General features: G+C 61.7%; 13 protein-coding genes. 4 read left to right on the top strand and 9 right to left on the bottom strand.

What is annotated here, in order from left to right; all coding sequences use genetic code 11:
* Positions 1-103 precede the first annotated feature (103 nt).
* Together NE591_RS08905 and uvrB are read right to left on the bottom strand one after the other, a co-directional pair.
* Complete coding sequence (locus tag NE591_RS08905; RefSeq protein WP_256156603.1) at positions 104-1,747, bottom strand: polysaccharide deacetylase family protein; 1,644 nt, start codon at positions 1,745-1,747, stop codon at positions 104-106.
* A gap of 265 nt (positions 1,748-2,012) precedes the next feature.
* The gene (gene uvrB, locus NE591_RS08900; RefSeq protein ID WP_173113805.1) at positions 2,013-4,130 is read right to left on the bottom strand and encodes an excinuclease ABC subunit UvrB; all 2,118 of its coding nucleotides are present in this window, start codon (positions 4,128-4,130) and stop codon (positions 2,013-2,015) included.
* 281 nt (positions 4,131-4,411) lie between these two features.
* Here uvrB and NE591_RS08895 point away from each other — a divergent pair, with 281 nt between their 5' ends.
* Positions 4,412-5,443, top strand: coding sequence for a YeiH family protein (locus tag NE591_RS08895; protein WP_231699495.1), 1,032 nt, complete (start codon positions 4,412-4,414; stop codon positions 5,441-5,443).
* Between the two features lie 92 nt (positions 5,444-5,535).
* Here the strand turns inward: NE591_RS08895 and NE591_RS08890 are convergent, their stop codons facing one another.
* The 3 genes from NE591_RS08890 to NE591_RS08880 all read right to left on the bottom strand — a co-directional run bounded on the left by NE591_RS08890 (position 5,536) and on the right by NE591_RS08880 (position 8,626).
* The gene (locus NE591_RS08890; protein ID WP_114549053.1) at positions 5,536-5,925 is read right to left on the bottom strand and encodes a cytochrome c3 family protein; all 390 of its coding nucleotides are present in this window, start codon (positions 5,923-5,925) and stop codon (positions 5,536-5,538) included.
* A gap of 2 nt (positions 5,926-5,927) precedes the next feature.
* A complete protein-coding gene (locus tag NE591_RS08885; RefSeq protein WP_173113808.1) occupies positions 5,928-7,679 on the bottom strand; it encodes an FAD-binding protein in 1,752 nt (583 codons plus the stop codon).
* 86 nt (positions 7,680-7,765) lie between these two features.
* Positions 7,766-8,626 carry a MerR family transcriptional regulator gene (locus tag NE591_RS08880; RefSeq protein WP_173113811.1) on the bottom strand — a complete coding sequence of 287 codons (861 nt, stop codon included), beginning with the start codon at positions 8,624-8,626 and terminating at the stop codon, positions 7,766-7,768.
* 147 nt (positions 8,627-8,773) lie between these two features.
* Between NE591_RS08880 and NE591_RS08875 the strand changes: the two genes are divergently transcribed.
* Both NE591_RS08875 and NE591_RS08870 read left to right on the top strand, forming a co-directional pair.
* Entirely contained in the window at positions 8,774-9,076 is a 303-nt protein-coding gene (locus NE591_RS08875) for a hypothetical protein (RefSeq protein ID WP_114549056.1), read from the top strand.
* A complete protein-coding gene (locus NE591_RS08870; protein WP_114549057.1) occupies positions 9,057-9,497 on the top strand; it encodes a PIN domain-containing protein in 441 nt (146 codons plus the stop codon). Before NE591_RS08875 ends, NE591_RS08870 begins: the two co-directional genes overlap by 20 nt.
* Before the next feature lie 45 nt (positions 9,498-9,542).
* On the opposite strand, the gene coaE is transcribed toward NE591_RS08870, so the two are convergent.
* From coaE to NE591_RS08855, 3 genes are all read right to left on the bottom strand, one after another.
* Positions 9,543-10,142, bottom strand: coding sequence for a dephospho-CoA kinase (gene coaE, locus NE591_RS08865; RefSeq protein WP_173113814.1), 600 nt, complete (start codon positions 10,140-10,142; stop codon positions 9,543-9,545).
* 141 nt (positions 10,143-10,283) lie between these two features.
* Complete coding sequence (rpsA, locus tag NE591_RS08860; protein ID WP_368076299.1) at positions 10,284-11,444, bottom strand: 30S ribosomal protein S1; 1,161 nt, start codon at positions 11,442-11,444, stop codon at positions 10,284-10,286.
* Positions 11,445-11,764: 320 nt separating this feature from the next.
* Positions 11,765-13,165 (bottom strand): ATP-binding protein, encoded by a 1,401-nt coding sequence (locus tag NE591_RS08855; protein ID WP_114539881.1) that lies wholly within the window; start codon positions 13,163-13,165, stop codon positions 11,765-11,767.
* A 225-nt stretch (positions 13,166-13,390) separates the two neighbouring features.
* Here NE591_RS08855 and NE591_RS08850 point away from each other — a divergent pair, with 225 nt between their 5' ends.
* A complete protein-coding gene (locus NE591_RS08850) occupies positions 13,391-14,437 on the top strand; it encodes an inorganic phosphate transporter (RefSeq protein ID WP_114539882.1) in 1,047 nt (348 codons plus the stop codon).
* A gap of 54 nt (positions 14,438-14,491) precedes the next feature.
* Here the strand turns inward: NE591_RS08850 and NE591_RS08845 are convergent, their stop codons facing one another.
* On the bottom strand, positions 14,492-14,752 hold the full coding sequence (locus tag NE591_RS08845; protein WP_114539883.1) for a TIGR03905 family TSCPD domain-containing protein: 261 nt from the start codon (positions 14,750-14,752) through the stop codon (positions 14,492-14,494).
* Positions 14,753-14,790 lie beyond the last annotated feature (38 nt).

The raw sequence follows: 14,790 nt of genomic DNA, 5'->3' as shown, positions 1-14,790 counted from the left end.
GCGGACCTTGGTCCGCCCTCCCGACAACGGCTATGCTCGCGACAAGGGGCGACCAAGGTCGCCCCCTACGAAGATTATCCGACGAGTTTTCCGAAAGATGCTGTTATTCCGCCTCTTGCTGGGCGGCCAGTTCCTGGGCCAGCGCCTTGGCGTCGTCGTAGGCCAGAAGCTGGTCGATGGTCACGAACTTGTAGCCCTCCGCCTTAAGCTGCGGCAGGGCGATCTTCAGCGCCTCGATGGTCTGGCTGCGATCGCCGCCGCCGTCGTGCATGAGCACGACATCCCCCGACTTTGCCGACAGCAGGCGCTCCGCAATGGCGTCGGCGCCCGGTCGCCGCCAGTCCTCGGTGTCCACGTTCCAGCCGATCTCGCCCGTGATGTAGGGCTGCAAGTTCCAGATGATCTCGTCGTGGAAGTTGCCGCCCGGCGAACGGAACACCTTCGACGCCTCGGCGCCCGTCGCATCCGCGATGGCCTGCTGGCCCATCTGCACCTCTTCAATCTGCTTCTCGGGACTCTGGCGCGTCATGTCCACGCCGTTGCCGCCGCCGGTGGCCGCATGGTCGTAGGAGTGGGTGCCGATCTGGTGACCCTCGGCTGCCATGCGCTTGATCGTCTCCACGTAATCGGTCTTATCGGAAATCTGCTCGCCGATCGTGAAGAACGTCGCCACGGCGTTGTTCTCCTTCAGCACGTCGAGCAGTTCCTGGGTCGTGGGCCACGGGCCATCGTCGAAGGTGAGCGCGATGACTTTCTCGCCGTTCGTGTTCGCGTTGTACTTCAGATAAACGTTGTCGGAGCCCTCCTTCACGGTTTCCTCCACCGTCTTGCCCGACACTTTGCCGGTGCGCTTCTCCACCTGGGCCGCCTCACCGGGCACGTACACGTGGATGGCCCCCTCGCCCAGCTCCACCTGGCCCGGGGCCGTCTCCTCGGTAGTTACATCGTATTCCTCGGTCGCATCGGCGCCGTCGTCCAGCTGGACCATATCGCCCTTGTGCAGCTCAGTTGCGCCGTCGGTCACCTCATTGCCGTTGACCGTGCCGGCAAAGGCAGCGCCGCCGCCCTCTTCCAGAACCTCCCCGTCGACGGAGAGCAGATTGCCCGGCTGCGGGGAGACGACGCCCTCGGCGATCATGTCGTTCAAGGTCGTCCCCCGATCCACCGTGCGCGTCATGCCGTTGACCGTCACGTTGAACTGCAGGGGGTTCAGATACAGGTACACCCCCACGCCGATAGCGGCCAAAATGACCACGGCGGCGATGATGGAGACGACGCTCGCCTTCTTCTTGCCTTTCTTCTTGTAGCGCCCCATGTCGGCATAGGGCGCCACCTGGCCGTCGGCCTTGGTGGCGGGAACGACCCGCGGGGGAACCTGCGCCGCGTAGCCCGCATAGCCATGGGGCGAAGCTGCCTGATGCGGCTGCGGCTGGGGCTGGGCCTGCTGATAGGCGTGCGGCCGATAGGACGGCGCTTCATGCAGGCGCGGATCCTGCGACTGGGCGGCAGCGGCCGTCTGCTCGCGAGGCGCTGCCGGCTCCTGCTGCGGGGAAGGGGCCTGCGCTGCCGGCTGGGGGCGCATTTCCGGCAGGACGGCCGCCGACTGCGGCTGCGGTGCTGAGACCCCGTGGGAATGGGGAACCGAGGCCGGCACGGAGGCACCGGGGTGGCGCCGGGTGGGCTTCTTGTGCTGTCGCGGGTTGTTGCGGGGGTTATTCGAACCTTGGGAGGCGGGCTGATCGGGCATCGCTTTATTCCTTAGGAAGTACTTCAGGTGGTGCAGGTGCTTTCTCGCGATTATACGACGAAGTGTCGGGGCGTTCACGGCAGAGCAGCTTACATTTCCGTAAAGTTCGCAATCCGTCCCGAATCCACGAAAACTGAACAGCCCGCGCCGTCCCAGAGGGGCACTTCCCCACCGCGCCACCGTCCCGCAGGGGCGCCGTCCTGCAAAGGTCGGCGTCCTGCGAGACGAATCTTGCGGCGATGGCAGGAGCCCGAGCGCGGTGCCTTTAGCTCGCGCGCGACGACCCGTAGGCGGCGTGCTTGCGGTTGCCGTAGGCGCTGCCCTTGCGGGCGCCCTTCTTCAGATCCTTCAGCACGTCCTCCTCGGACTTGTCCTCCACGGTGCTCTTCAGCTTCACCACCTGGTCGCGCAGACGGGCCGCCTCCTCGAAATCCATGTCGCGGGACGCGGCGGCCATGTCGTCTTCCATGGACGAGATGAGCCGCAGGACCTCTTCGCGGGAAAGCTCTGCCAGCTCCTTGTTCACCTGCTCGGCAGTGGTGCCCTCCACGTCTTCCGTGATGAAGCCCATGATGTCGTTGATGGCCTTGCGGATAGTCTGGGGCTTGATACCGTGCTCCTCGTTGTAGGCCATTTGGATGTCGCGGCGCCGGCGCGTCTCGTCGATGGCCCGGCGCATGGAATCGGTGATGCGGTCGGCGTACATGATGACCTGGCCGGACACGTTGCGGGCCGCGCGGCCTATGGTCTGGATGAGCGAGCGGTGGTTGCGCAGGAAGCCCTCTTTGTCGGCATCCAGGATGGCCACGAGCGACACCTCGGGCAAGTCGAGTCCCTCGCGCAGAAGGTTGATGCCCACGAGCACGTCGAACTCGCCCCGGCGCAGATCGCGCAGGATCTCCGTGCGCTCCAGGGTGGCGATGTCCGAGTGCATGTAGCGCGCCTTCACGCCCTGGTCGAGCAAGTGGTCGGTCAAGTCCTCCGCCATCTTCTTCGTGAGCGTCGTGATGAGCACGCGCTCGTTGCGCGCCGCCCGCTCCTTCGCCTCGTCGATGATGTCGTCGATCTGGCTGGCGCTCGTGCGCACGACGATCTCCGGGTCCAGAAGGCCCGTCGGGCGGATGACCTGATCCACCTTCGCCTGGCTCACGCGCTCCTCGTAATCGCCCGGCGTGGCCGATACGTAGATGAACTGCGGGATGCGCTCCTCGAACTCGTCGAAGCGCAAGGGGCGGTTGTCCAGGCAGCTGGGCAGGCGAAAGCCGTGCTCGGCGAGGGTGATCTTGCGGGAGCGGTCGCCCTCGTGCATGCCGCGGATCTGCGGCACCGTGACGTGGGACTCGTCGATGATGCAGAGGAAGTCCTTCGGGAAGTAGTCGATGAGGGTGTAGGGCGGCTCGCCCGGCGCACGGCCGTCCAGATGGCGCGAGTAGTTCTCGATGCCGGAGCAAAATCCCATGGTCTCCAGCATCTCCAAGTCGTAGTTCACGCGCATCTCCAAGCGCTGGGCCTCCAGGAGCTTCCCCTCCTCCTTGAACTGCATGAGGCGCTCGCGCAGCTCGTCCTGAATCGTGCCGAGGGCCTTGTCCATCTTCGGCCGCGCCGTAACGTAGTGGGAAGCCGGCCAGATGGGCAGCGCCTCGTAGCTGTTCAGCACCTCGCCCGTGACCTGGTCAATCTCGTCGATGGATTCGATCTCGTCCCCCCAGAACTCGATGCGGATGGGATGGTCGGCGTAGGGCGGGAACACGTCCAGCGCGTCGCCCCGCACGCGGAAGGTGCCGCGTTTCTGCTCGTAGTCGTTGCGGTCGTACTGGATGTCGATGAGCTCGTGGATGACCTCGTCGCGATCCATCTCCTTCTGCTTGTCGACGAACACCGCCATGCCGGCGTAGTCCATCGGCGAGCCGATGCCGTAGATGCAGCTCACCGACGCCACCACGATGACGTCCCGCCGCGACAGCAGAGCCGAGGTGGCCGCATGGCGCAGCTTCTCCACCTCCTCGTTGATGGAGGCGTCCTTCTCGATGAAGGTGTCGGAGGAGGGCACGTAGGCCTCGGGCTGGTAGTAGTCGTAGTAGCTGACGAAGTACACCACGGCGTTGTCGGGGAAGAACTCCTTCAGCTCGGCCGCCAGCTGGGCCGCCAGCGTCTTGTTCGGCGCCATGACGAGCGTGGGCTTCTGCACCGCCTCGATGGTCTTTGCCATGGTGAAGGTCTTGCCCGAGCCGGTGACGCCCAGAAGCGTCTGGTAGCGCAGGCCCTCTTCCACCCCCTTCGCGAGCGTGGCGATGGCCTCGGGCTGGTCCCCCGAGGGCTCGAAGGGCGAGACCACCTTGAACGGGGTGTTCGCCAGCCGCACCTCCGGCAACTTCCCCGCCATTTCCATACCTTCTATATTGGAAAGATGAGTGGACACGCGCATCCCTCCTCTCACAGTAATTCGCTATAAGGAGAACAGTCTAGCACCTTCCCCAAGAAATGAACAGATGTTCGCTTAAAGTTCACGATCCGTCCAACCATGAGTGCTATACTCTGCAATCGCTGTTGACATCCCGCGACGTGAGGAGATCATCGTGGCGAACGTGAAGAACGTGGCCCCCGGCGTCGGCCTGTGCGCGGCCATCGCCCCTTCCCTGCTGGTTTCTCGGCGAGGCGCTGCCCGTGGTGGGCGGCCCGGTGTTCGCCATCCTCATCGGCATGGTCATCGCCCTTTGGTGGAAGCAGCCGGCACGCGGCATCGTGCAGGACGGCATCGGCTTCACAGCGAAAAAGGTGCTGCAGTACGCCGTCATCCTGCTGGGCTTCGGGTTGAACCTCGCCCAGATCGCCGCCGTGGGCGCCGAGAGCCTGCCTATCATCCTCACCACCATCGCCACGGCGCTCATCGTGGGCTACATCCTCTACCGCGTGCTGCGCATGGATTCCGCCATCGCCACGCTCATCGCCGTGGGCTCGTCCATCTGCGGCGGCTCGGCCATCGCCGCCACGGCGCCGGTCATCCGCGCCAAGGACGAGCAGGTGGCCCAGGCCATCTCGGTCATCTTCCTGTTCAACGTCATCGCGGCGCTCATCTTCCCTACCCTGGGAAGTATGCTCGGCATGTCCAACGAGGGCTTCGGGCTGTTCGCCGGCACCGCCGTGAACGACACCTCGTCGGTCACCGCCGCCGCGGCCGCCTGGGACGGCATGCATCCCGGATCGAACGCCCTTGACGACGCCACCATCGTGAAGCTCACGCGCACGCTCGCCATCATCCCCATCACGCTCGTACTGGCCATCGTCATGGCTCGCAAGGAGAACGCAGCAGGCGCCGGTGCGGCTGTGGCCGGACCCGGCACCGACGGCCTGGCAGTGAGCGACCCTGCCGCCAACGCCGCAGCGGCTCCCACCGGCGCGAGGCTTCTCGGCGGCTTCTCACTGAAGCGCGCCTTCCCCACCTTCATCCTGCTCTTCCTGGCAGCCTCGGTCATCACCACGGTTGCTGTTGCCGCTGGAGCCGACGCGGCCGCCTTCGCGCCTCTGAAGGCCTTGAGCAAGTTCTTCATCGTCATGGCCATGGCCGCCATTGGCCTGAACACCGACCTCGTGAAGCTGGTGAGGAGCGGTGCCAAGCCCATCCTCATGGGCCTCATCTGCTGGATCTGCATCGCCGCCGCCAGCCTCGCCATGCAACATATGCTCGGACTGTGGTAAACCGAAAGCGGCCCCGAGGCGTTACGCCATCGAGGCCGCTTTTGCGCCCCTAAACAGCCAGCCGCAGCCTATCGTTTGCTCGCTAACAGGCTCTAGTCATAGGGATTACAATCCAAATCGCGCGGCCAATCATGGCATTCGAGGCAATAGTTGCTGGTCACCTCATTACCCCTAGCATGACATACATTGCATGACAGGTAGCCGCCATGAACTGAGTCGTGAGGATTGGAATCGCCATACGATTCGGTGCGCGCTGCAACGCTTTCATAGGTGCCGCCGTGGCAGCCCAGACAGGCATCGTCGGAAACGTAAGGATCATTTTGGCCAGAGGCCACGGACACCTGCTCCGTATTTGCCTGAGAATCGCCGGTTTCGGACAGGTTGGAACCCGTATTCTCAGCCGAGCAGGCAGCCAGCCCCAAGCAGGCCGTCAAGGCAACTCCAGCGATCATCGCAATAGTACGTTTGCTGTCGATTCTCATAGTTATTCTCCTTGAATGGCATGGCGGGCAGATACATAACCGAAAGTGGCCGCTCGACCGACGGAGGTGGCGGGAAGGTGGCGCGGATAGGTTCCCGAAAAGACTCCGCCCGAGGCATTGCCTGCGGCATAAAGACCTTCGATGGGCTCATCGTCCCAGTTCAACACACGGCACGATTCGTCGATGGTCAAGCCGCCGACCACGGTCAGTACCGTGCTGTTCGTCACGAGGCCGTAGTACGGGCCCTCCGCCAACGGCATGGCGGTTTCCAAGTTGCGGCGGAATTGCAAGTCCTTATTCTCGGCCGAGGAGAAATAGGCGTTGTAGGTGTCAACGGTTTCCTGGAGAATTGCCGCATCCAGCCCCAGCTGTGGCGCCAAATCGGCCACCGTGTCAGCTTTGAACATCCAGCCCTTATCCATATACTGCTTGATGGTCTCATCTGCGGTGGGCTGCATGTCGGCCATGGCGTCAACCATACCCTGGTTCAAGATAATCCAGCACCCCTTGCCGCGACCAGGCTGCGCATTGATAGCATTGGACACGAAGTTCATCGGCAGCCCCTCGTTCACAAAGCGGACGCCACGTGAATTCACGGCGATGCCAAGCGAGGAGGTAAACCAAATGCCCGGGATGTCAAGGAACTGCGCAGGCGTACCGAAATTGAAGTTCATAACCGCATGGGGAATGGGATCCATTTGAGCGCCCAGCTGCAAACCCATCATGTGCCCATCGCCGGTGGGGCCAGTAGAGGGATCCCAGCAGCTTGAGGCGGCGTAATCCTCGGAGCGCGTCCACGCCTTCATCATATCGGGATTCGCTTCATAACCGCCCGTGCATAGCACGACGCCCTTGGTCGCCTCAACTGCGTAGTAGCCGTCGGCATCCTTCGCGACAGCGCCTGTCACACGGCCCGACGCATCTTGGACCAGCTGTACACCTGCGGTATTAAAGCGAAGATCGATATGGAGTTCGTTCTGCATTACAGCGGTGAGGGCATCCATGACGATAGGACCGAAAATCCAGCTCGTCCAGTTATAGTCCTCGGGAACGGCGAATTTGTGCTCACCCTGAATCACCTGGATGCCATAGCCCGTCTCTGGCTGAGTGGTGTTGTAAATCTTGATATCACGGCCCGCTTTATCTAACGAGTCCTGCATAAAATCGATTGCCTCGCCAGAGTTGTTCACGAACGACCATACTACATCGGGTCGGGCGCGCCAGTAGGAAGCTCGCAGAATCTCTTCCACATACTGAGCCGGATCAACGACGTTGCCCGTCTCGGCCTGCATGCGGCTTCCGCAGCCGCCCACGCTCTCCCACGTATTGCGGCCCTTGCTCATCTTCTCAAGCACTACCACGTTGGCACCCAGCTCGGCGCCCTTCAGCGCGGCCATCGTGCCCGAAATGCCGCCGCCGATCACCAGCAGATCGCACTGATCGGTGTGAGTTATCTCGTCTGCGCCGATTTCCCGGGACTCGAAGCCCACAGGACCCGCAACGACATCCCATTCAGCCCCATAAGCGGGCATAAGGTTGACGTTCTCTCCGTAAATCTCAATCAGCTCGTTACCCACAGTCGCCGCGGACTCTTCCGCATAGGCCGCGTCGGCTGATCCTGTTGCAGCGGCAACAGCAGTCGCCGTGCACAACCCGCCGGCTGCCAAGCCCGCAAGGCCAACGCCCCGCAGGAACCCTCGACGGGAAATCCCCTGATTTCCCTGCGCATCCATCGTGCTTTTCGATGCACCCATCGCCATCTCCCTTCACTTCTGAACTCACTTTCGTCAAGCGACGGGAGCATTCTGCTGGCTGCACCCTATGCGGAGTCAAGGACTTTTTAGCGCACAAGAGGGGAGAAGACATAGTAGTACTGCACGGCATCGCTTCCATCAGCGCGCAGAGGGAGATTTGCGTACAGGAGCTGCGTGTAAATATTGCCAGTTAACTCCGAGCCTTCCCGGGACAAAGCGGACGACACCATGTCGAGGACACGAACGTATAACGGCTCGTTAAAAGGCATCGTTCCCTTATCGCGTTCGGAAGATTCAGAGAATATCCCATCAACCCGGATCACCAAGGCTACCGCCTTGAACGAGGGCACGAAGCGCACATGAAGGCTAGCCAAGTCGACGTAATCGGCAAAACGAGTTGGAACAGAAAAGCCGCTCCGCGGAAGGTCGGGCGACGGCTCCGCCCCATCTCCCAACCCCTCGACATGATAATGAGGCGTATAGTGGACAAAGGGGATTTCGCGGGACCAGGTGCGCACCAAACGCTGTTGCTCCGAAGAGGCCTTGGTCCAAGCGCTTTCCAGATAGAAAAACGACGGAATGTCGATCGCTTCATACGCCTCTAGTAGGTATGGAACCTTCGCCAAGAGCGCCCTATCGCGATCGAGAGATTCAATCAGATCAGAAGCCCGCCGACGCTCCTCCGCCAAAGGGCTTACGCGCTGGCCCAATTCGCAATCCATAGATGTTAAATCACCTGCAAGGATAACCTCTACGGATTCTTTCATCGAGATGCCGTAAGAGCCTAATAGGCGCGCCGTGAGTAGGCACAGCATGTTCTCGAAATGAAATCCCCGATAGTTGTTCTGCCCGCGGGCCCATGGATCTTTCGGCAGATACTTCTCGTAGAGACGAATAGTGCTGGGAGCCACCCCGAGAACCGCACAGAGTTCCTTTGTCGTTATCACATTCCCCTCCTTCAACAACGACGCCCCATTCAGCATACACCCTGCACCCTATGCCGAGTTGAGAGGTTTTTCCAGAAAAGAGAGTGCCCATTTCTCTTCTCCTATCGTTATAACGTGTTATAATTATCTGAACTGATTGGAGGCATTATGGCAACGGCAACACTTACCAAGGTCGGCAACAGCATGGCCGTCCTCCTTCCCAAGGCGCTTCGACAAGAGGCAGCTATAGACCAGGATACCCCCCTGCGACTTGCCTCACCTCGCAAGGGTGTGGTAGTCATTACCTCCATGCTCGACGACGAAGAGGATAGACTTGCTCGCCTACGACGCGTCGAAGCACGCATCGCTGCCCGACGCAATAAGATAAAACCCTGGCCGGAAGGACTTACCGCTGACGACTTGATTGCGCAGGCAAAGGAGGAGCGCTATCGTGACTTCCTTGCTCTTTGACACCAACGCCCTCATCTACTGGATACATCCCGATTCATCTTTTCACGAGGAAGCGCTCTGCCTTGTGGAGGAGGCATACATCAATCGAAGCACAATATGCGCTCTCTCCTCCTCTCTGAATGATGTTTACTACATCCTCTGTCGCCACTATATGACGGAAGAAGAGGCGCGTGAATCGTTGCGGGACATCGTCGACACCTTCGACCTTATCGATCTCACCGGGCTTTTCGTGCACGAATCCATCGACTCCGACGAACCCGACTACGAAGACGGCCTCATCCGCGTCGCCGCAGAGGAACTTCAGGTAGAAGCTATCATCAGTTACGACAAAGCCGCCTTCAAGAACTCATTCGTTCCGAAGATGACGGCCCAAGAGGCACTTGTTGCTTTCTTCCAAACAGAAAAAGGTCCCGAGGATTGATTTCTCGGGACCCCATTGATTGATTCTAAGTCTAGCAGGTGGCTCTTACAGCTCCTTCTTATACTCGTTCCACCAGGCCAGGACCTCGTTGCGGAGCTCTTCGGGGGTGCCGTCGTTGTTGAAGACCACGTCGGCTGCCTCGATGCGGTCGGCATCGGTGATCTGGCGAGCGATGCGAGCGCGCACGTCCTCCTCCGAAAAGCCCGAGGCCACGGCGCGCTCGATACGGGTCTCCAACGGCGCCAGCACGGCCATGACCACATCGGCCCCGTAAGCCAGCGACTGCTGGCGGTTGCGGAACACCGAGTACTCCACCACCACGGCAGGCTTGCCCTCGGCCTCGAAGCCGTCGATGAGGTCGGTGTAGCGCTCCTCGATGCGGGGCATCGTGATGGTGTTCAGCTTGCGCGTGGCGGCCGGCGTCGCGAAGGCCTTGGCGGCCAGGGCGCTGCGCACCACTTCCCCGTTCTCATCGAAGATGTCATCGCCGAACGCTCCGCGCAAATCGTCCTTCACCGTGTCCCACATGAGCACCTCGTGCCCCACCTGATCGAGATCGATCCAAGCCAGGCCCTCGTCGGTGAGCGCCTTGCGCGCCGTGGACTTGCCGGCGCCCATGCCGCCGATGAGAAACAGCTTCTTCATGCGAACCTCCTCCAAAACCGCGCACCTTCGCGCGATCATACCCAAGTAATTCAACGGAACCATCATACACGAGAAAGGCCGCTCCGAAGAGCGGCCTTTGAAAAGTCACTGGTCGTTCGCAGTCGCACGAACCCGCAGAGGCTACTCCTCGACGGTCTCCACCTCGACGACCTCGGCCTCGGCAACAGCCTCGTCCTTCTTGCGGCGGGCCGGCTTCTCCTCGGCCTGCACCGACTCGTCCACGTCGATCTCGAAGCCGAGCTCCTCGGCGGCGGCCTTCATGGACAGGGAGATGCGGCGGCGCTCCGGGTTGATCTCCATGACCTTCACCTTCACATCGTCGCCCGCATGCACGACCTGCGCCGGGGTGTCGATGTGACGGCCGGCCATCTCGGAGATGTGCACAAGGCCCTCGATGGAGTCGCCCAGCTCGACGAAAGCGCCAAAGGGAACGATCTTGGTGACCTTGCCGTCAACGATGGTACCCACGGGGTAGTTCTCCACCAGCTGGATCCACGGATCGGGCGTGGTCTGCTTGAGACCGAGGGAGATGCGCTCACGCTGCAGATCCACGTCGAGCACCTCGACCTCCACCTCGTCGCCCACCTTGACGACCTCGGAGGGATGGTTGACGTGGTTCCAGGACAGCTCGGAGATGTGCACCAGGCCGTCGATGCCGCCCAGATCCACGAAAGCACCGAAGTCCACGATGGAGGACACGTTGCCCTTGAGGCGCATGCCCTTGGAGAGCTTGGAGAGGATCTCGGCGCGCTCGTTCTTGCGGCCCTCCTCCAAGAGAACGCGACGGGACAGCACGACGTTGTTGCGGTTGCGATCCATCTCGATGACGCGGGCCTCGATCTCGGTGCCCAGGTAGGCATCCAGATCCTTCACGCGGCGCAGGTCCACGAGAGAGGCCGGAAGGAAGCCGCGCAGGCCGATGTCCAGGATAAGACCGCCCTTGACCACCTCGATGACCTCGCCGGTGACCACTTCGCCGGCCTTGAACTTCTCCTCGACGGAAATCCAGGCACGCTCGTACTCGGCGCGCTTCTTGGAGAGGATGAGGCGGCCGTCCTTGTCCTCCTTCTGGAGAACCAGAGCCTCGATCTTGTCGCCCAGGCTCACGATGTCGGACGGATCGGCATCCTTGCGGATGGACAGCTCGCGGGCCGGGATGACGCCCTCGCTCTTGAAGCCGATGTCCACCAGCACCTCGTCGTGCTCCAGCTTGACGACGGTACCGTCGACGAGATCGCCCTCGTCGAACTCGGTCAGCGTGCCGTCGATCATCTCGTTCATCTGCTCGTCGGAGATGTCGGAGAAGTCGATCACGGAGGTGTTCTTGATTTCGGTCAAAACGGACCCCTTTCAAAAACTAAATCGGGGACCCTTCGTCATGATGGTTGATACGTACCATGTTCGCTTGCAGAAGCAAGGATCGCGGTGCAACAAACATGTCTCGGGGGCCAACAGATACTTACACTTGCCGCCTATCGGCAAGCCCGCCCAGTATAGCACCGAAGGCGCGCGGCGCTTTGTGAATTTTCCCCGAGTGCTGACATTTTTCGCAGCGCGCCCACAAGGCGGCCGAGAAGAGCCCTCAGCGCGTCGAAGGCGCCCTACGAAAGCAGCAGCACGTCCTTCCGGGCGCGCGCCTCGCTACGCACCTCATCGGTAAACCCGCCTATACTGAAGAGGACATAGACGGGCGGGCCGCCAAAGCGCCGGAAAGAGGGGTCGTCCAGGGCCTTTCGAGCCTGCTCTTCCAAGTGCCTCAGCACATTGGCGCCCACGGGCCTCGCCCAGAACTTGCACTCGCCGAACACCGCTCGGCCCTCTTCGGCGCCCAGCCCCACAACGTCCAGCTCCACATCGCGTGCGCCCCACCAAGCGCCCACCCGCTCGGGCATGAAGGGGAGCGCCCCTTCCGCGCCCGCATCCCACAGGCGGTCGCGGCACACGTCCTCGTACACGTAGGCGACCTGCCCGTCGACGAAGTTGTTCCTAATCGTCTTCAGCGCCTCCGCCCGCCGCCCCGTCTCCAACAGCCCCATCTGGGGAAAGACGAAGCGGAACCAGAAGCGCAGGTAGTTGTCCTTGATGCGGTAGAGGCCCTTCTTGCTCTTCTCGGGGTTCTCCTCCGTCACGGGCACCACGCGCTCCAGCACATCGAGCCGCTCGAGCACTTTCAGGTACTTCGACAGCCCCGTCTGCCTCACGTTCAGCGCCGCGGCGATCTCCCCGCTCTTGCGGTTGCCCGCCGCCACCGCCTTCAAAATGGAGAAATAGGTTCCCACCTCGCTCACCTCCTTCGACAGAAGGAAGTTCGGCTCGTCGTACAGATAGCTGCTGGAGTTCAAAACGCTCTTCTCGATGCCGCGGTACACATCGTCCACGCCCCTGAAGCTCTCGATGTACTTGGGGACGCCGCCCGTGACGCTGTAGAGCTCGACCAGTTCGCGGCGCCCGATCTCCTTCGTGAAGAAATCCCGGTAGAACCGAAAGGGAATCTGCTTCATGCGAACCTGCGCGGTGCGCCTCCCGTAGAGGGGGCTGTTATAGGAGAGCACCTGGCTTTCCATGAGCGAGATGAGCGAGCCGCACAGGATGACCATCACGTTGCGCTTGGAAAGCATCGTGTCCCAGATGCGCTGGAAGACGGAGGGGAACGCCGGGTTCGCCTTGCCGAGGTACTGGAACTCGTCCAGCGCGACGACGAGGCGCTCGCCGTCGCTCGTCAGACGGTCGAAGAGAACGTCCCAGTTGTCTACGGACACCTGGCCGAGCAGCTCGTCGCCCGTGAACGCGGCCACCTGTTTCTGGAAGGCCGCGCGGTTCTGTTCCTCCGACTCCTCCGTCGCCAGGAAGTACAGCGCGCGCTTGTCGCGGACGAACTCGGTGATGAGCGCCGTCTTCCCGATGCGGCGCCGGCCGTAGATGACCGCCATGGCCGCCTGGTGGTCGGCGAACTGCTCCTCCAAGGCGGCGAGTTCTTCAATGCGGTCGACGAACGCGTCCACAATTGCCCCTTTCTCTCCCATGCTTCGTTGGAGGGATATTATACTTCAAAGTATTATACTTCAAAGTATTATACTTAAAAGTATAATCTGATGCACGTCCAGCTCACGCAGGGCCTCCTCGCCCTATTCTTTACTTTCCGCATCATCTTTCGTGAGCGCAGACGTTGCGCTAGAATGAGAGGATGCGTTTGCGTCCGGTCGGCTTCATCGGGATAAGGCTCAGCCATGGAATTGACTCTTTCGGTGTTCCTCTCGCAGGCAGGAAATCATCCGATCCTGCTCGGCATTCTGGCGCTGGTCATCGGCGTGACCATCATCTCGGGCGCCACCGACGCCCCCAACGCCATCGCCAGCGCGGTCTCCACCCGCTGCCTCACCCCCGGCGCCGCCCTCGCGCTCGCTGCCGTGTTCAACTTCGTGGGGCTGGTGGGCATGACCTACATCTCCACGGCCGTGGCCCACACCATGTTCAACATGGTCGATTTCTCCGGCAACACCCACCAGGCGCTACTCGCGCTCATAGCCGCCATGATAGGCTCCATCGGCTGGGGCGTCTTCTGTTGGTTCTGGGGCATTCCCGCCAGCAAGTCCCACTCGCTCATCGCCGGCGTCACCGGCGGGGCCATCGCGCTGAACGGGCTTGCCGGCGTCGTGCTCTCCGAGTGGATGCTCGTCATCTACGGCATGGTGTTCTCGCTGGTGGGCGGCTTCATCCTCGGTATGACCACCACCAAGATCATCGAGTTTCTCTTCTCCGGCGTCAACCGCCAGCGCGGCAACAAGGTGTGCATGGTGCTGCAGGACATCTGCGCCTGCGCGCTGTCGTTCCTCCACGGCGCCCAGGACGGGCAGAAGTTCATGTCCATCGGGCTTTTGGGCATCGCGCTCGCCTTCGGCATGGAGACGAGCGGCGCCACCGACTTCCCCCTGTGGCTCATGATCATCTGCTCAGCGGCCATGTCGCTGGGCACGCTTCTCGGCGGCAAGCGCATCATCAAGTCCGTGGCCATGGACATGGTGTCGCTGGAGAAGTACCAGGGCGTGGCGGCCTCCCTCTCCACGGTGATCACGCTGTTCGTGGCATCCATGACCGGCATGCCCGTCTCCACTTCCCACTGCTCCACCGCCTCCATCATGGGCGTAGGCGCCTCGAAGAGCTTCCGCCGCGTGAACTGGGGCGTCGCCCGCCGTATGGTGTGGGCCTGGGTGCTCACCTTCCCCTGCTGCGGATTTATCGGCTGGGCCTTGGCCAAGCTGTTCATGATGCTGTAGAAAAGGGCCCGGACATGAGTCCGGGCCCTTGGGTGAACCGCAGCTGGGATCGCCTTACGCTTCCTCAGCGGCTTTTGCTTGGGCCTCGCGGATGGCCTTGGTCATCTGATCCACGCAGGAGGTGGAGCGCCGCCCGCAGGTGTGGCCCTCCATCATGGCGACGATGTCGTCGACGTTCTGGCCAGCCACCAGCTTGGAGATGGCCTTCAAGTTGCCGTCGCAGCCGCCGGTGAACTGGACGCTCTTGATGGTGTCGCCGTCCAGTTCCACATCGATCTGACGGGAGCAGACGCCGCGGGGAATGTAGGTGTGCATGTCGGTTCCTTTCTCGCACCTTGTTTCGGCGAGATTGT

This window comes from Adlercreutzia sp. DFI.6.23 (genome assembly GCF_024462535.1).
GTDB classification, from domain to species: Bacteria; Actinomycetota; Coriobacteriia; order Coriobacteriales; family Eggerthellaceae; genus Adlercreutzia; species Adlercreutzia rubneri.
The sequence above is the reverse complement of the archived record's forward strand: the minus strand, read 5'-3'. Positions and strand labels throughout refer to the sequence as shown.